A 19,252-nucleotide genomic window follows, 5' to 3' on the forward strand; every position below is an offset into this window, starting at 1 on the left:
CAGCTGCTGTTCCAAATTTCTACCGGAAGCGTTCTAGCGCTTTCGGTTTTTTGTAGGTATAGTTCTTAAATTTCCGGTAGTTTTTTCATCATAAAGTTTAGTTTGGTGGTTGATTAGTTGATTATTTTCGAGGTTTATTTAGCTATTTTGTTCCAATTACTTCCCAGATATAGTTAAAACCTTTCCTTTAACTTCTGCATGGATATGGTTAAGCTCCAAAATTTTGAATACTTCTGATAGGTTACTGCTTCTTGGAATTTCTCCTACATATTTTTCATTATCAATTTTGCCTTTGTAAACAACATCGATATCATACCAACGAGAAATCTGACGCATAACTGTTTTTAGATCATCATCATCAAAAGAAAAAACATCATTTTTCCAAGCTATTTCCTTATCAGTATCAACTTGCGTATTTACAGTTAATTTATCCCCTCCTGTACTCAACAGTGATTGCTCACCCGGGCGTAATTGTAATTTCGATGTAGGGCTGATTACCTTTACAGCTCCTTCTAAAAGTGTAGTTTTTACTAAATCCTCATCCTGGTAGGCATTTATATTAAAATGTGTGCCTAAGACTTCGACAGTCTGGCCTGTGGTTCGTACCTTAAATGGTCTTGTTTTATCCTTCGAAACTTCGAAATAAGCCTCCCCTTTTAACTCGACTAATCGTTCTGTTTTTGCAAAAGAATAAGGATATTTTAAAGAGCTCGCCGCGTTCAGCCACACTTTTGTACCATCTGGCAAGCTTACCTGATATTGCCCGCCACGGGGGGTATATATTGTGTTGATGCCTGAAGAAATTCGATGTTCATCTTTTATAAGGTATTCTATCCCGCCATTTTTGCTTTTAAGGACAACAATTCCATTTTGATTCGCTATTTGCCCATCTTTAGCATTGTCCAAATCAACAACTGTTCCATCTGATAGGGTTAGAATAGCTTTTTTCCCTCCAGGAAGAATACTCTTTAAGGGTGTAGTATTTGCCTGTAGACTGGAGCTGCTGTTATATTTTATAAAATAAAAACCAACTGCGACACTCAATACAATACTCGCGGCGATACCAACCATTTTAAGCATGGGCAGAACGTTGGATTTTCTATTTCGATGCAACTTGCTCCAAATCTGCTTCTTGCTTTCTTCGATAACTGCGTGATTTGGTGCATCTTTTTCAAATTGAATTTGTAAATACCAATCTTCTACAACTGCACTTTCTTCAGCGGTACTGTTGCCATTAAGATATTTTTCCAAAAGCTTTTTCGCGTCGTTCTCCATAATAACAGAAATCTAGTTTGGTTGATTACTTATATATACGGCGAAGCTACTACCTTGGGGGTATAAGAAAAATAGTTTTGTGCAAAAAAAATAATTAAATAGAGAAATAAGTCAAAAATAACTGATTTTTACAGAGAGGCAGCTGAAATTATCTATAAATTTTTAGAAGAAGTATAAGATAAATAACAACTCCCAATCGATTTCGTAAAATTCTTAGGGCTTTTTTTACCTGAGTTTTAACTGTTAGTTCAGAGATACCCAATTCATGAGCAATTTCCTTGTGAGATTTGTTTTCTTTTCTACTAAGAACAAATATTTCTCTCATTTTTGGCGGTAGTGCACCTATTTCCTGTTCAATTAATAAAGCCATCTGCTTTTCGCGAATACGAAAATCTGTTCGAACATTATCCTTATCCAAATAACTTTGCAAGGAATCAACATATTTATGCTCTACTTTTTGATGTGCAAAAACATCAAGTATTCTGTTTCGGATGGCAGCATACAAATAGGCCGACAAATTCTTTTCAGGTTCTATCTGTAAACGTTTAACCCATAGAGATTCAAACAACTGATGAACGACATCCTTGGCTTCCTCGTCATCATTTAAACGCCTGCTTGCGTGGACAAATAGTAAACCGTAAAATCGGTTATAAATTTCTGTATATGCCTTTTCATCATCCTTGGTGAGCAAGAAAGCCAATTCATTGTCTGAATAAGAATTATAGGAATACATAAGAGTTGATAAGCAAAGATAATATTAAATAAACCGAAATTATAACCTAGTTTTTATATTAAACTCGCACAAAATTCTTTTTAAAAGCCAATAACTACTAAAAAGTTTGTTGAATTGCTTGAAAAGCATAAAAAAATTGTTGTTATGAACAAAACTGAAGCTGTATTAGAACTCGTTTATAAATTAAGTGAGCTTGCAGTTTAAATTAGCACCAAAATTTACAATAGCAATTAGTAATCAAATAATTACGACATGTTTAGGGAATTGCTTAAAACAGTATATACTTGTTTCAATAATATTTATCCAATATTCCAAAAGGTCAAATGGTCTGAATGAATATTTGTAAAATATCGATGTTGGCATCAATGAGCAAGCGGCATATCATTGGGATTTGATCAACATTTTCATAATTGACTTTTAGGTAATCCTCCCAATTATGCTCTATTTCACATATGGATTCCAGCAACCTTAGAGCAGCAAGATTATTTTTTGTAAAAACAACAATCCTCTTTTTCACTGAATTACTTTCTATATGCATTTATGTTAATTGCAGATGAAATTTCATGATTTGAAAAATACAACTTTGCTTTGCAAAAAATAAGATAATAAGTTTTGAAAGTTCGGGTATGTTGCGGTCTATTCATACTTCAAAGCGCTGACGGGATTTGCTGTTGCAGCTTTATAAGCTTGAAAAAACACAGTTATAAATGCAATAAGAATCGTCATAAATATTGATATTAGAAAGACTGATAGTGACAATCCCACCTGAAATTCGAAACCGTTAAGCCATTCTTTCATCAAAAAATAAGCGATTGGCACACTAATTACAGCTGAAATAAGTACCATTTTTAAAAATGAGAATGAGAGTAACTGAATGATACTGGCAACCGAGGCGCCAAGGACTCTTCGCACCCCAAATTCTTTTGTACGCTGCTCTGCACTATAACTCACTAAGGAATATAGGCCAAGGCAGGAGATTAAAATGGCGATACCACCAAAGACATTAGCAAGTAATCCCAAAACTTTTTCGGACTGAAGTTTCTGAGATAACAAGTCGTCGACAAAGGAAATCTCCAATGGATAATCTTTGTCAATGTTTTTAGCAATTGCACCAATCAACTCAACGTTGTGACTTAAACTGTTATTTGGATTCAGCCTCACGTTGATATTTCCGCCTTCACTTTTACTAAAGTTTATAATCATTGGACGACCGGAATGGTATGGAGAATCCCAGATGAAATCTTTAAATACGCCGATCACCTGAAGCTTTTGCCCAAAAAGGTCAATGTTTTTCCCTAAGGGTTTTTTAAGCTGCATCATTTTCACGGCCTTCTGGCTGAGCATTACCCCGGCGGTATCGGAAGCAAAATCTTTCGAAAAATCCCTTCCTTCAATTAATTCAACCCCTGTAGTTTTCAGGAAATCATATTGAGTTTGCAAACGGTTAAATACAATCTCTTTTCCTTTATCTTCCATACCTGGCCATTTGAGGCCGTAAAACCAATTACTCACTCCGGTCATACTTTGTGAGGACTGATTAACAGAAACTGCGGCCCCTGAATTTATCAGCTGTGATTTGAGTATCTCGAACTTGGTGAGGAACTGGTAATCCTGAGGGATTTCCGCAAGTAAACTAGTAGAATATCCAATTGGCCTGTTTTTTATAAACTGCAGTTGCCTGTAAATAACCAGAGTAGCAATTAAAAGAACAATTGCAAAAGAAAATTGAATAACAACTAAAAGCTGTCTTACGTTTACAGAAAACAAATTAGAACGGCCATTTTTGTTTACAATTGCACTATGAGGATTAAATGCAGAAAGATAAATCGCTGGATAAGCACCTGAAATTCCACCGGTAAAAAGGGTAACCAACAGAATACCCATCCAGTAAGCCGCACTAGAATATGGAATCTGTATGCCAACTTCTAATAGGTTATTAAAAAAAGGCAAAGTTGTTTCGACTATGATGATTGCGATAAGGATGGAAAGAATAGTGAGTAGAAAAGCTTCCATTAGAAACTGGATCACCAGTGATATCCTACTAGCACCTATCGTCTTTTTAATCCCAACTTCCTTAGCTCTTCGGGCAGACCTGGCGGTTGCCAGATTCATGAAATTTATACACGCGATTAGTAGGATGCCTAAACCAAGTCCAATAAATAGATAGACTCTTTCTATTGCGCCTCCAATACTTCTACCCGCTAAAAATTCACCATGTAAATGGATATCTGAAAATGGGAAAAGAAAATTTTCTGCTTTTTGATCTTTGTAGTTTTCATTGAAAAGTTTTTTTACGCTGGAATTTATAAAATCAATATTTCGAGGCTCATCAACTTTAGCGAAGGCTAAAAAATTAAAATTACCCCATCCGGGATTTCGTACATAATCATTAATACTTTTGAAAAAATCCCAAGACATTAAATAATCAAACCTAAGAGACATATTTTTAGGAAGATCTTTGATCACGCCTGTAACTTTCAGGTCTCTTGAGTTTTTATACCTTACTACTCTTCCTAGCACATCAACGGTTCCAAATAGGAGTTTAGCAGTCTCAGAGGTAAGGATAACCCCATCCGGGGAATTCAGAGCCGTCTTTGGGTTTCCGACAATAAACTCATATTGAAAAATGTCCAGAATCTGCGGATCGGCAAAAAAATCTTTTCTTTTGAACAATTTTTGCTTATTAGAAATTACTGAACGGTCGCCGCCACCGACCCTTGCAATCTTATCAACCTGTGGTATTTCTTCTCGAATGGCTTCTGCAATTCCATCTCCAGCTGACCCGCCAGTATTGGTTATCTTTCCTTCCGCATCCTGAAAATTGGTCATCACCTGATAAACCTTATTTGAATCCCTACCCTGCCGGTCATAGCTCAACTCGTAATTAGCGTATAATAGAAGTAACACACACGCCGCCAAGCCAGTTGCTAAGCCGATTATATTAATCAGTGAGACCATTTTATCTTTCCAAAGATTTCGGAATGCTATTTTTAGGTTGAGTTTGAACATGGTAGGTATTTTCTTGTTGAAAGTATTACTAATTCTATTCCAATTTTAAATTATGTGTTGAGCGCTTTATAAGCCTGTTTTTATTGCTATTGGCGAGCTATAACTGTTCGATAACGAACATCTTCTGTCCAAGAGCGGACAGCCTTTTCCATCATCAAAGAAAAGGCAATCTGGAATATCGATTTAATGTATACAATGAACAATTTCCCCCAAAGAAGAAATACTTTCTAAAATTCACTGGCGGATAATGAGAAACAAAGGAATGTGCAACAATGTGATCAATCAAGCCAGAACGTTGAAGAATGAAAGGTGGTTGTTATTGCTTATTCTAGTTTAGGAGAAAAATTTAGCTCATAAAAATATTCTAATGGATATTTAATACATTTTCTTTGCTCACGATATTTTAGACAAAACAAATGAGCGTCAATATTTTATATAAAAAAATATTAAGTTTTATTTGGTTTTTAACATTTAGTCAACTACATTAGTGTACGTCTTCTTAGTCAGCTTCAATTCTTAAAAAAGTGAATATTTATTATTCATTTTATTTCCGATGCCAGAAAAAAAACACACAGTCAATTTATATAGGTTAGTAAGCATTTTTAATACTTGTATTGAGTAACGCAAAATAAATGCGTTTTCTTAATCGAAGTTGTAACCTAAAAATTCAATGTTTATGGCAGCAGGTACAATTGAATCCATAACTCTAGCATTAGGAAAAGCACTTAAACCGCTTTCCAGTTTGCTAACACCCGATTTGTTTGCAAAACTTGGTGTTCCATTACCCCAAAGCATCGAAAATAATGCTGGTATTATTAGCAAACTTGCCGAAGTAAAAACTTTGGCTAATGAATTACCTGCTTTAATAACTGCTTTGGAAACGTCTATTAACACTGATAATATTCCTAATATTATCGCAGATGGCGCTAAATTAATTAAGAAAATTACTGATGTTCTGGTAAAAATTAAAGAATTAGGTATTGCATTAAACACAGCAATACTTGGTTTACCTGCAAATGTACAAACAGACCTCAAAACACTTGCGGATAAACTTCCTCTCAGAATATTAGAATACTGCCTTGTGGGTTATCTAGAAGAACATTTACCATTATTCACTCGTTCGCTAAACCTAATTGGTGCAATCGATAAAGAAATTACCTTACCCACAGGGATGGTTTTAAACACACCACTTCCAAGACTTATTCCCCGCAGAGTATATTTAAACAGACTTTTACAAATACTTTCTAATCCACAGGCTTATTTACAGGAAACCTATAAACTTGGCTTATCTTCTTTTACTGGTAAAGAAATTTTAGAAAGAACAAGAGCCTTACTTATCAGCTTAGGTATTCCTGCTGAAATTGCACAAATAGGTTCAGGGCCGTTAGTTTTAAAATCTGATTACTTCGAGGCTGAGTTAGATGCTTCTATTAATCCACCTGGAATTAAATTTGAAGCAAAGGTAAGTGGCAACAATACCTTCGACAAAAGTTATCCAGTTTCTGACTTATGGAAAGCAAGGATACAAAATACCCGTTCGTTTAATGCCGGGTTGAAAGGTAAACTGCAATATCCTTTGCAATTAACTTTACAACCAGCAACTGGCGCTGCTTCAATAGATACTACATTATCTCTAATAGCCAAGAAAAGCAACAATCAAGCTTTCATGTTATTAGGATTAACAGAAGGAACGCGACTGGAGACTAAGACCATTAAGGCAAGTCTATCTCTGAATACAGCTGTAGAAAATGGAACAACCAAAGTTGTCCCTCTTATTCAGGTAGCTATTGAAGGTGGAAAGCTAATTATGGATTTTTCAGGTGGAGATGGTTTTATTAAAACGCTACTATCAAATGTAAAAACAGAAGCCAATTTTGATTTGAAAGCAAATTGGGATGCTGCGAACGGGCTTCGTTTAGAAGGAAGCGGTGGGCTTGAAGTATTAATCCCCCTCCACATCGATTTAGCTTTATTGCTTATAGAAGGCTTATATTTTAGATTAGGCTTTAAAAATGATGCGCTAAATGTCGGCCTAAGCGTAATCATTAAAACGAACTTAGGTCCGTTAGTTGCAGTTATAGATGGCATTGGCACTGATTTCCCTATAAATTTCCCTGATAATTTAGAAGGAAACATGGCTTTTGCCAATTTAGGTACAGGTTTCGTACCACCATCACGTATCGGCTTATCAATTGATACTGGCGTAATTAAAGGGGGAGGTTTCTTAGGTATTAATGTAGAGAAAGGCGAATACATTGGCGCACTCGAACTTTCTTTTCAAGGTTTTATCGACCTTAAAGCCATTGCTATTATCTCTACAAAAATGCCGGATGGTAGCGAGGGATTTGCATTACTAATCTTGATTACAGCTGAGTTTGTACCAATTCAACTTGGTTTCGGCTTTACCCTTGTTGATGTTGGTGGATTATTAGCTGTTAACCGACGCACAGAAGTAGAAGCCTTAAAAGAGGGAATCAGAACTGGTGCAGTAAACAGCATTTTATTTCCACAAGATATTGTAAATAACATTACCCGAATTATTAGCGATTTGCAGCAGGTTTTTCCTATATCAAAAGGAACATTCATTATTGCGCCAATGGCTAAAATCGGTTGGGGTACACCTACCCTAATCTCATTAGAAATGGGTATCATTATCGATATTCCGGCAACTAAAATAATTATACTAGGTGTTTTACGCTGCATCCTTCCAACCGAAGAAGCTCCATTATTAAAATTACAGGTTAACTTTTTAGGCATTATCGATTTTAGTCAGGGTATTTCTTTTAATGCTGTTCTATACGATTCTCGCCTCATGGCTTTTACCCTTACAGGAGAAATGGCCTTGCGAATTGGATGGGGGGACAATCCAATTTTTGTTTTATCAGTTGGTGGATTTCACCCGGCATTTAACGAAGTGCCAACCGATTTAAGGAACATGAAACGCATAACCATTTCCTTGCTTTCAGGTAAAAACCCTCGAATTAGCGTAGCTACATATTTTGCTGTAACCTCAAATACCGTACAATCTGGTGCCCGTGTAGAACTTTACGCCGAAGCTTGCGGTTTTAATGTTTTTGGTTATTTGGGATATGATTTATTGGTACAATTTAACCCTTTCTATTTTATTGCACAAATTGAAGCTGGTATTGCGCTTCGTCGTGGTAGCAGTGAAATTGCCGGAATACACCTAGCCGGCCAACTTAGTGGACCAACTCCTTGGCGAGCACTTGGTAAAGCCAGCTTAAAAATATTATTTGTAAAAGTAAGCGTTAAATTTGATGTAAGTTGGGGCGAGCAGGCACCACCTCAATTAGAAGAATCGATAGATGTAAAAAAACTTATTATTGAGGCAATAAAAGACGACCGTAATTGGAAAGCTGATTTACCTGCCAATACAAATACTAATGTTTCTTTACGCAAACTTGAGCTTCTTGATGGAAAAATAATCATCCATCCGTTCACAATTCTATCGCTGAGCCAAAAGGTTACGCCTTTAGACATGGAAATCAATAAGTTTGGTCATAATAAACCATCACCTGATACTAAATTTACACTTTCTGTAACAGACAATTCTGAAACCCAACCCACACAGGAAGAATTTGCAATTGGAAATTTCATCAAACTAAAAGATAGCGAAAAGCTCTCTAGAAAATCGTTTGAGCGGATGAAAAGCGGTATCAGATTCCAAACGACTAATGAGGTGCTACATGGTAAAGAACTACAAAAGGAAGTAGTGTATGAGTTAAGCTATGTTCATCGTAAAAAAGGCATTGCTTTTATAATAAAAGTTGCTGGTTTCAAGCTATTAGATAAGGTTTTTAATATCTTCTCTAAAGGTAATGCCATCAGTAAAAATGCTTATTCCGTTAGTAACAAAATTGCTGCAATTAAGCCTGCCAAAGTAGAATTGAACACCGGATTATATAGCATAGTTAATACAAAAGATTTAACTGCCTTTAGCGGCACTAACAGCTTAAATTCTGAAGCAGAAGCCTATGCTTTGCATGATGAACTGTTAAGAAAAAATCCGGCATTAAAGAATCATTTACAAGTAGTTTCACAATTTGAACTAAACTAAAAATGAGTATAAAAGTTGCAAAATATACCTTTGGCTCTTGGCTGCGTAAAGGCATTGGTGGTCGTATTACTACTGAAGATAATCTTGGAAATGGAGCAACCTCTGGACCGCTTCGATCTGAAGTTAACATTGAGGTTAAAGTAAACGACTACATAGAACCAAAAAGCTTTCAGTTACTTGGTCCTGGTGATATTATTGGAATAAATCCGGCGATGGTAGTGCGTACTGAACCACTAAATTGGATTACCAATTTTGAACCCAATTATTTGCCCTTTATAGAATTTTATGATGAAGATTTTTTGTGGAGATATACACCGGCTAAGGCAAATGGCGATAAACTCAGACCATGGCTTTCGCTAATTGTATTAAAAGATGGGGAACAACCAAATGGTGAATTTACTTTTAACGAAAAAAGGTTACCGTTACCATCTGTTACTGTTAAAAATGCGAATAGTTTACCGCCTGCCAATCAAATATGGGCATGGAGCCATGTACATGTAAACGAAGGCCACGACTCGACAACCGAGTTCGAAGCCTTCTTAAAAACACTTAACGATTTAGATAACCCAAACAGCGACCAAATTATTGGAAGGTTAATGTGCCCAAGGAAACTTGATAGTAATACAGCGTATCGGGCATTTTTGATTCCTGCATTTGAAACTGGTAGACTTTCTGGTTTGGGCTTAGATAACGCAAGTATTGATGCCCAGCAAGCCTCTTGGAATGGTGCCACAGATAACATCGAGTTCCCGGTTTATTATCATTGGTTCTTCAAAACCGGAGAAAACCAGGATTTTGAATCGCTTGTAAAAATTTTAGAACCGAGAATTATGGATTCCCGTTTGGGCATTCGGGACATGGAAGGCAGCATACCAGGTTTTGGCATGACAGAAGGTACAGACATTGGTCAAACCTCAACATTAAATATAATTGGATTAGAGGGTGCCTTAAAAGCGCCAACAACAGTTTCAGAACCTAAACAATTAGATACTGTAAAACCATTTTTTAATCAGCTAGAATCAATTCTAAATTTCCCTGAAACGCTCAAAAAAGCGTCAAATACAGTTATCGATCCGGTTGTTAGTCCGCCAATTTATGGGCAAAACCATGCACTTACTAATGAAATTGATACAGAAAAAAGTGGCTGGCTGCACGAGCTAAATAAAGATCCAAGAAACAGGGTTGCCGCCGGCTTTGGAACTAACGTTATTCAAAAAGACCAGGAAAAATATGTTGCCGATGCCTGGAAACAGGTAGAAGCAGTAAAAAAAGCTAATATAAAAATTAAGTTTGTTGCCTTTGCAATGAATGTGAGCCAGGTTATAAAAACAAAGTTTACAAGTAAGCTCACTTCTGGGCAGTCCATACTATTTTTATCTCCCCTACTTAAAAAAGTTAAAGGCTCACCTACTACACTGCAATACCAATTAGAAGACAGCTTATTACCTGCAGCAGCAGTAAGCGCTACCTTACGTAGAATACTTAGACCGCGTGGGCCGTTCTTTAAAAAGATTGCACTTACAAATCCAACCTTTACACACAATGGTTTACTTACAGATATAAATGATGGTAAAATTACCGCAGCACCTCCTAAAATAATTCCAGTTGGATTGCCAACTGTAGATGAAAAGCTTAATACAATTCCTGGCAAAAATCATAACCCAATTCTTGCGTGGATTTTAAATAATTTACTGATTAGCTTAATTCTGCTTTTGATACTGATTCTAATCTTCGGGATTATAACTGGCGACTGGTATTTATGCATTATTGCTGCAGTCGCAACTATTGGTGCGTATTTCAAACTCCTTAAAATGAAGTCCATTCCTGTTAATCCAAAGGATTTAAATAATCCGGAGGTAATGGCAGAAACATTGGAACAATTGCCAGAACAACCAGATTTTATTTTTAGCGAAAGTAATCCGCTAATTGTTGAGACCAATAATGGCGATACTAAGGTAACAACCGAAACTAAAGAGACTACGGCGGATGCTGATGGTTTATCCTACCAATTTGTAGGTACTTACACACCAGGCATCAATGGAAAAGATAGTGTAGAAGCTGCAAATTTCCGGGCAGCAGCAATAAATTTAAACAACAGAGAAGCCATAAAAACGCCTGAGAAAACGTTTACGCGTTTTGATATGGATAATGCGCAATTAAAACTACAGGAAGCAATAGACCCTCGTAAAGTTTTTCCTAAAATGCTGGCATCATTTGTAATTTATACGTTTAATAAAAACTGGCTTTTTAATTTTGAAAATCTGGTACCGGCCATGGCTTATCCCGATATGCCGGAGCCTATGTACGAAAAGCTTAGAGATATTTCTTCTGAGTTGTTGATTCCGAACTTACAGCTCATTCCTCAAAATACCATTTCTTTGTTGGTTACAAATCCAGAGTTTATCGAGTCGTACATGGTTGGGCTAAACCACGAATTTGGCAAAGAATTACTTTGGAGAGAATATCCAACAGATAAAAGAGGAAGCTACTTTAGACAATTTTGGGATGTAAAAGGCATTATAAGCAACCATAATAACCTCGATCCAAACCAGCTTAAGGAAGAATTTAAGGACATACAACCAATTGATAAATGGTATAGCAACAGTGCATTGGGCACACACCCTAAAAGAAAAGCTCCGGATGGAGAACAGGTGGTATTAGTAGTTAGAGGTGAGTTACTTAAAAAATACCCGAACACAATTATCTATGCGCAGAAAGCACATATTTTTAAAGATGCCAACGGTGTAATTGATTCGACTAAACAGCCAATTATTCAACCTGTGGCTACAACTGCAGAAATGGCTTCGGAAATTAAATTCCCAATGTTTAAGGCAGAGATAAACCCAGATATAAAATTCTTTGGCTTTGATTTAACTTTACCACAAGCAAAAGGTAAAGATGAACCCAAAATTGAATCTGATGATTGGGGTTGGTATTTCATCATTCAGCAAATACCTGGCGAACCTCGTTTCGGCATGGACATAAACTTTGAAAAAAGTGGCGATAAAGTAAGTTGGGATGATTTGAGCTGGGATAAGTATAATCCACAGAATGGTTTTATAAATATTGATGTTAAACCTAACAACGATTTCAAACCCGCAGCGCCAGAAAATGTGGATGATTGGGGACAAAATTCAGCTCGAATGGGGCACATCCTATATCAAAAACCCGTAATGATTGCCGTACATGCAAAAGAAATGTTAAAAAGTATATAACCCGAAAATTAATACGATTATGGGATATCTTGAATCACTAAAAGAAATTAAAGAGGTTAAAGCGCAAAGAAATAGAGCAGCGGGTGAATTGTATAAACTGCAAATGGCATACATTAATTTGGAGCGCAAGAATAAAGCTAATCCTAATGAAAAATATCAAGCGCAGCTTAGAGAATTAAAAGCTCAAATTGAGAAACTTAGCGCAGAAAAAAAAGATACTGCTTCCTTAACCAATCAGGTTATCGAACGGTTACACTTAAAACAACAGCCAGAACAACTTATAGAAGAATGGCAAGATGACATTCCGATAAACTTATTTCCTGTTAGGTTAGAAACCAAATACAGACAAACGCTTAGAGGTACACAACTTTTGGTTCGAGTTTATCCTGATGATATTTCGATAATTACTCATGAGCAGATGCTTACAGAAAGCGAGCTAAAATTTGGGCAAAAACACTGGCAAATACTATTTCAAACTACTAATAATAAAGAACTTACAAACAACGCATGGAAAAACATTTGGAAAGAATTTGGAGGAAATAGAGCGGCTTGGGTAGCTAAAAGCACAAAACCAACCAATTGGGAACAGCGGGCAGATTTAACCTCAGCAGAAGATTTAATTTTCGCTGATGCTGAAACTAAGCCAGATAGCTGGACAAAAGCGCCACATACAAATGTATTGCCAGATCGTTTCGTTTTAATGGGCTACAGAGCAGGCAAGGAAGTTCACCGTTCGGTTGGCCGTCAAATAAAGGATATTGTAATTGTTGGTCCTGCACCTATTGTAGATGAAAACGACCCATCTTTTACCAGAGATGATCAAGAAAATCGCATTCAATATGGAGAAGATTTTGCCTGGATGGCAGATTTTGATATCGCTGTAGAACAAGGCTTAGGTTTTATTATTCCACAGCGTGATGAAGATGTAAAACTTGGGTACGACCAATTGTTGGTTGTAGGCTTAAAAAGCTCAGCAGATGAAAATGATGGGAAGGAATTATTCGAAGCTTTAATTGATAATCATAAATATAGCGAAGAAGGTTTATCGCTACTTAAGCAAGGTACACCAACTAATAATACCGAAGCTGAAGATTCTGGTTACCAAAGTCAGCAATCGATAGAAGATTTTATACTTCAGGTAGAGAATGACCAAGCATTGTTCAAACCGTCAGATAATTTTAAAGAAGCTACTGATGGACAAAGGCTTGCTGAGTATTTTGGTGTCAGCTATGAAGTTTTCCAATCGGTATATAATAGTAACATTACCGACCACAGTGAAGCTATCGCGATGAATACTGCTTTGCAACCTGGTACGCTAGGTTATTTTGTAACCACAATGCTTAATGGTGTATTAGATGAGACCGATAAAGAATTATTGAGATACCATTTTATAAATTACGTTAGTGGAAGAGGTCCGTTACCTTCAATTCGTGTAGGAAATCAACCTTATGGCATAATTGTAACCAGCAACTTCGATACTTGGGTATATCAGCCTTCACGATTTGAACATATCGCATTCAATTCGCCCAATAACAGTGATGCATTTTATGTAAAAATGTATCAGATATTAACTTATATGGCGGCTCAATGGAAAGATAAAGCCGATTATTTACCGCAGATTACAAAAAATGGAGATGCGGGTGCAGCACTGCTAAAAATCCTTGGCTTACATCCTTCATCTGTAGAGTTCTTTCAGCGTAAAGGATATAGTTATAGTTACATAGAAAACATGGAGAAATTCATGATGGGTGGAAAATACTTTGCTGATACCATGATGATGGCAATTAACGCTTCGCATTTGAATATGCTGTTAAAATCTTGGGGATATAAAACGCAGAAGGAAAACGGTGTAAAAAAGACACCGCCAATGCTGCTCGAAATTATATTTCAACATTATAATACCAGATTAGATAAACACAACCTTGTAGATACCCAACCTTTATCTGAAGAAGAAAAAATAAAACCTTACGAGAAAGATGTCGATTTAAATTACATTGATTGGTTACTTGCCAACCTCGATAACGAAACTAATTTAGAAAAGCAGGATTTTGGCGATAAGGATAAACCTACTTCTCTCCTATTTATGATGCTAAAAAACGGATTATTGCTGGAAACCAACCACAGCATTTTTAAATTTTTAGCGACTAAAAATATCCATGCATCAGAATTGCTGCAAAGCAGAAAGTTTATGAACATGAGCACATCAGCTTCTGTAAGTCCGTGGGAGATTTATAAGGCACCAGTAAACAAACTCATAAATACAGAGCAGTCTGGTGCTTCATTATTTAATCATGTTCATAAAGCTGTTGTAGATTTAAGCATCACCAACAATTTAAAGGAAAATAAGTGGGCACTGAACATTTTAAAAGATTTGCCAACTGCACGTTTGCAAAGAGCATTTATCGAACATGTGGATACGCTTAGCTACCGCTTAGATAGTTGGCAAACCTCTCTTTTCGACCAACGAATTGTAAGTCAGAGAAACATAAGTTCAGGGGTAAAAGAACGCAAAACAGGCTTATATTTAGGAAGCTACGGGTATTTGGAAAATGTTAAAATGCGCAACACCCGAAAAAAAATAGCAGAAGCCTCTTTACCCGAAACACTTAGAGAAGGAGAAGATAATCTTTATGTTGAAAATGAAAATGGTGGATATGTGCATGCGCCAAGTTTAAATCATGCAACGGCAGCAGCAATACTTCGTAACGGTTATTTAACCCATGCGCATCAAGGCGATGCAGATTTGCTTTCCGTTAATCTTTCATCAGAAAGGGTTCGCAGGGCAAAAGCTATATTAGAAGGTATTAGAAACGGACAAACGCTTGAGGCTTTACTTGGTTATCAGTTTGAACGTGGTTTGCACGATTGGAGCACTAAAAAAGCAAATCCGGTAATATTAAACCAGTTAAAACCCGATTTTAGAAAAGCATTTCCTATTAAGAAAACTAAAATTCCGCAAGAAGGAAATACAACCGGACCAGAAGAAATAACGGATAATTACGAGGTTGTAAATGGCTTGGCTCTGGCCAACGTAATATTGCCTTTTCCGTTTGGTTTAACCAATTTACCAACGCTAAACGCCGAACAAATTAAAGCTTTGGAATTCGAAAAAAGTAATTTGGAAAACACGCTTGATGCACTTAAAGATTTACTTACAGCAGAAAGCGCTTACCAAATGGCCACTGGTAATTTTGAACGGGCAGCGGCAGTTATGCAATCCATTTCTAACGGAAACATCCCACCTGAAGTGGAAGTGATTAATACTGCCCGAAGCACACAAATGACATTTACAAATAGAATAGTTTTAACTTTTGATGCCACGCTTTCTACAAACCCTTGGCCGAACGTAGAATTAAGTGCAAAATCGATAATTGAGCCTGCTTTAAATCATTGGATTGGACAATTATTAGGCGATCCTGCCGATATAATTTGTTTAGTTACAGCAAAAGATTCAGCTAATAATGTAATCAATCAAACGGTAAGTCTGGAAGATTTAAATTTACAACCTTTAGATTTCGTTTTACTCATCAGAAATAAATTGGAAACTTCTGGTGCATCAGAATTAGAAAGTCGGATACGTTATTTCTTCCTCAGATCGAAACTTCTGCCTGATAATACCTTAGTTAACATACTATTTTCTGATAGTGGTAGTCCGAACGATTTATCGAAGAAATCCTTTGCAGAAATTTTACCATTTGCGAACTACATCCGCCAGTTAATTGGCAATAGTCGCCCACTTAATGCAGTAGATTTTGTTTCTACTTCAGTTACAGAAACTCCGGCAAATACTAATCCTACTGAGATAGATTTAACAGAACTTAAAAGCAAAACAGCAGGCCTATATCAGAATCACTTAGAAGCAGCCATTCAAACACTTCAGAATACGCTTAGTGCAATACAAATTAGCCTAACCGATACTACGCTTGAAAGTTTAAGGGTAAAACTTAAAGAAATTGCAGATATTCATTTTAATTTCGCTTTTCCCAATACTGCATTCGATAAAGGTGCAGACGCTGCAAATGTGCTTATCGAACAAGGAAAAACAGTTCTGTTAAGATTAATTGAAGTGCAGCAGTCTTATTTATCTCAAAACGCAAAATTAAATCCATCAGGAGAAATTGAACAGGAAAGCAAGAAGCTAATTAAAATGATTCAGACCATATTAGGCGAAAACTTTACCGTTATTCCAAAATTTAGTTTCAGTAATAAAACTGAAATGGTAGCCGCAAATGCTTCATCTGAAGAATTATTAACCTACGCTAAAAGTGCTGTAAATCCTCCTGCAGGTGAAAATGCAGGTTTAGGCATGAAATTACCTGTTGCCGAGTTCTTACACAGCGCATCTTTAGTTCGTGAAAAAATGCATACACTTGAAATGGTTAGATTGCTTCATGATAACTTTAATCAGGAAGAATTGAAGGGAAAACCTTTGCAGCTTCCCTACAAAAAGAATGATAATTGGCTTTCGGTCGAATTCCCGAAAAATACAGAATTACTGAACGACACAATTGCTTACGTTCATTATGCGCCACAGGGATTTAACGCCAATAACGCTCAAAGCGGATTATTGCTTGATGAGTGGACAGAAACCATTCCCAATCGAGAAGAAGTGAGTGGAATTACGTTTAATTACAATCAGCCAAATAGTAGTCCGCCACAAGCTATTTTATTAGCCGTTAGCCCAAATGAAACTGGTAAATGGGATTGGAATGATTTAACAAATACAATATTAAATACTTTCCAGCGAGCTAAAGAACGTGCAATTGAACCCGATGATGTTGATACAATGCCGAACTTAACAACCTTGCTTCCGGCTACTATGGCTGAATTTAGTGCAAGCCGTTTCACCAATATCTCTTTAGATTATTCGTTGAATCTAACCGAAAAATTTTTAAATGTTAAACATCTGGAAACTAAAATAAAATTACCATGATTCAACTAAGCGACCAAATCAAACAATTCTCGCCGGATGTCTTGTTTAAAGATTATAGGGTTTCATCTATCACAGCCTATAACCGCCTTGAACCAAGACCGCGAACAGAAAATTTTAGCGAAAGTCTAAAAGCTGCTGTACATGATGGGTTATGGTTTTTAACAAGGCAATGGCAAATGGGTGAGTTTGAAAGTGAAGATGCTGGTTCTGCAATTGATGCCAGATTAATTACTAAGCAACTCCATATAGACAGAATGGCTTTGCAACAAAACCTGGCAAAAATATATAGCGATGAGATTCCGATGGAAGCTCAGGTTGAAAGAGAGCAAGTTCCATTTAGCTTAGCCTTAAAAATTCAGGTTTCACAATACTTTTTAAGCTTGCATAGCCCGGTATTAAAATCGGCATATTTTGCAGTTTATTTAACTAAATATCCGCTAACGGAAGATAAAAATCCTGATTTTACGAATCAGGAAAGCAGTAAACAACTATTAAAAAGCACAATAAAACGCTCAATCAATGGAGAACTTTTATTGGCTGATGTTTTTGATGGAAGTTTTAGTAGTAAAGTTGGTATTTCTGCTACGGACCAGCCAACTATAGATAACATCATCAATGATCTTAAAAGTTGGTATCAACGCGTTTATACCCAACCCGAAACCGATATTGAAAAAGCATGGAATGGACAAAAACTCAGTTATGGTTTCACAACGGCTGCACCTAAGGCAGATGGAACTCATCTTGTTTTAGAAAGTCCGGAATACTACAACGGAAATTTGGATTGGTATAACTTTGATGTGAATCTAAATCAAAGAGAATTAAATGTAGACCAACCTGATTATGAACCGAATTTAACTACAGAAAGTGCAATTTCGTTTATTCCAACAGCAACAACTTTTAAAGGCATGCCAAACCAACGTTTCTGGGAAATGGAAGACAGGACAATAAATTTCGGAACGCTAAACGCCAAAACTACAGACCAACTCCTGCTATTGTTTGCCGAATTCGGTTTAGTATATGGTAACGATTGGTTTGTAATTCCTTACAGAATGAAAACAAATACCCTTTGCGAAATTGATGGTTTTGTTGTAAAAGATGTATTCGGAGATCGCACGCTAATTCAGGCAGCCGATGCAGGATTAGATCAGCAATGGCAGCGCTGGAGTATGTTCAATTTGAGCAACAAAGATCATATCGGAAGTTACAACAGGCAATTCTTTCTGCCTTCTACATTAGCCAATTCATTACAAAGCGCACCGCTAGAGCAAGTTAACTTTATACGTGATGAAATGGCAAATATGGTTTGGGGAATTGAAGAAGTTATTCCTGATGGAACAGGTATCGGTATCAGCGGCCATGATGCTGCAAATAAAGATAATGTTTTGCCAGATCCTTTGCCGCAATCAAATACCTTAATTAATTATAAATTAGGCAACACCGTACCCGAAAACTGGATTCCTTTTCTTCCGGTTCAGTTACCAGGTAGCAATCAGGACATTCATTTTCAAAGAGCTTCAATGCCAAAACTTGGTTCACCTCCCATTGATACAGTTAAAGCCAAGGGCGTTATTTTAACGGAACAAGTCGCTCCATACTTTATTAATGAGGAAGAAATCCCCTACTCTGGTACAGTTATTAGTCGGGCTTGGCAAAGAACAAGATGGTACAATGGCAAAACCTACAATTGGATTGGTAGATACAGACAAACCGGACGAGGAGAAGGAAGTAGTAACTTAGCTTTTGACCAAATAGTTGACGCTAAGAAATAGATTTAATGAAAAAATAGAAATTTGAATAAAAAGAAAGTGCCTTAGGGATCTCCTAAGACACTTTTCTTAAAATGGGTAAGTGGCTGTGCGTAATTCGAACCATTTTGTGTCTGAATTGATTGAAATAGGGAATTTTTCGAAAATTCTTAAAAAAAAGGATGATGGTGAATAATGACTTCTGATGATGGACCAGTATCTTTGCACCCGGTTTTGATGAAAAATATGCCATAGAAACACAGC

At 36.6% G+C, this 19,252-nt stretch carries 7 protein-coding genes; 4 read left to right on the top strand and 3 right to left on the bottom strand.

The window, feature by feature from the left end; all coding sequences use genetic code 11:
• Positions 1–156: 156 nt before the first annotated feature.
• The 3 genes from ACFOUY_RS19005 to ACFOUY_RS19015 all read right to left on the bottom strand — a co-directional run bounded on the left by ACFOUY_RS19005 (position 157) and on the right by ACFOUY_RS19015 (position 5,017).
• Positions 157–1,275, bottom strand: a complete 1,119-nt coding sequence (locus ACFOUY_RS19005) for a FecR family protein (protein ID WP_378962848.1) — start codon at positions 1,273–1,275, stop codon at positions 157–159.
• A gap of 148 nt (positions 1,276–1,423) precedes the next feature.
• Positions 1,424–2,008: an RNA polymerase sigma factor gene (locus ACFOUY_RS19010; protein WP_378962849.1), complete on the bottom strand. Its 585-nt coding sequence runs from the start codon at positions 2,006–2,008 to the stop codon at positions 1,424–1,426.
• A gap of 636 nt (positions 2,009–2,644) precedes the next feature.
• Positions 2,645–5,017 (bottom strand): ABC transporter permease, encoded by a 2,373-nt coding sequence (locus ACFOUY_RS19015; protein WP_378962850.1) that lies wholly within the window; start codon positions 5,015–5,017, stop codon positions 2,645–2,647.
• 676 nt (positions 5,018–5,693) lie between these two features.
• On the opposite strand from ACFOUY_RS19015, the gene ACFOUY_RS19020 reads away from it, so the two are divergent.
• Genes ACFOUY_RS19020 through ACFOUY_RS19035 form a run of 4 tightly spaced genes read left to right on the top strand, consistent with a single transcriptional unit; the run spans position 5,694 to position 19,012 of the window.
• Entirely contained in the window at positions 5,694–9,095 is a 3,402-nt protein-coding gene (locus ACFOUY_RS19020; RefSeq protein WP_378962851.1) for a DUF6603 domain-containing protein, read from the top strand.
• Positions 9,096–9,097: 2 nt separating this feature from the next.
• A complete protein-coding gene (locus ACFOUY_RS19025) occupies positions 9,098–12,310 on the top strand; it encodes a hypothetical protein (protein WP_378962852.1) in 3,213 nt (1,070 codons plus the stop codon).
• A gap of 19 nt (positions 12,311–12,329) precedes the next feature.
• Complete coding sequence (locus ACFOUY_RS19030; protein WP_378962853.1) at positions 12,330–17,243, top strand: hypothetical protein; 4,914 nt, start codon at positions 12,330–12,332, stop codon at positions 17,241–17,243.
• Entirely contained in the window at positions 17,240–19,012 is a 1,773-nt protein-coding gene (locus ACFOUY_RS19035) for a hypothetical protein (protein ID WP_378962854.1), read from the top strand. The genes ACFOUY_RS19030 and ACFOUY_RS19035 overlap by 4 nt, the downstream gene beginning before the upstream one ends.
• Positions 19,013–19,252: the final 240 nt, after the last annotated feature.

Source organism: Pedobacter jamesrossensis (assembly GCF_042650905.1).
GTDB classification, from domain to species: domain Bacteria; phylum Bacteroidota; class Bacteroidia; order Sphingobacteriales; family Sphingobacteriaceae; genus Pedobacter; species Pedobacter jamesrossensis.

Bases quoted from the DNA above. Each gene is read 5' to 3' on its own strand.
- ACFOUY_RS19005 (WP_378962848.1), bottom strand. From the start codon at position 1,275: ATGGAGAACGACGCGAAAAAGCTTTTGGAAAAATATCTTAATGGCAAC.
- ACFOUY_RS19010 (WP_378962849.1), bottom strand. From the start codon at position 2,008: ATGTATTCCTATAATTCTTATTCAGACAATGAATTGGCTTTCTTGCTC.
- ACFOUY_RS19015 (WP_378962850.1), bottom strand. From the start codon at position 5,017: ATGTTCAAACTCAACCTAAAAATAGCATTCCGAAATCTTTGGAAAGAT.
- ACFOUY_RS19020 (WP_378962851.1), top strand. From the start codon at position 5,694: ATGGCAGCAGGTACAATTGAATCCATAACTCTAGCATTAGGAAAAGCA.
- ACFOUY_RS19025 (WP_378962852.1), top strand. From the start codon at position 9,098: ATGAGTATAAAAGTTGCAAAATATACCTTTGGCTCTTGGCTGCGTAAA.
- ACFOUY_RS19030 (WP_378962853.1), top strand. From the start codon at position 12,330: ATGGGATATCTTGAATCACTAAAAGAAATTAAAGAGGTTAAAGCGCAA.
- ACFOUY_RS19035 (WP_378962854.1), top strand. From the start codon at position 17,240: ATGATTCAACTAAGCGACCAAATCAAACAATTCTCGCCGGATGTCTTG.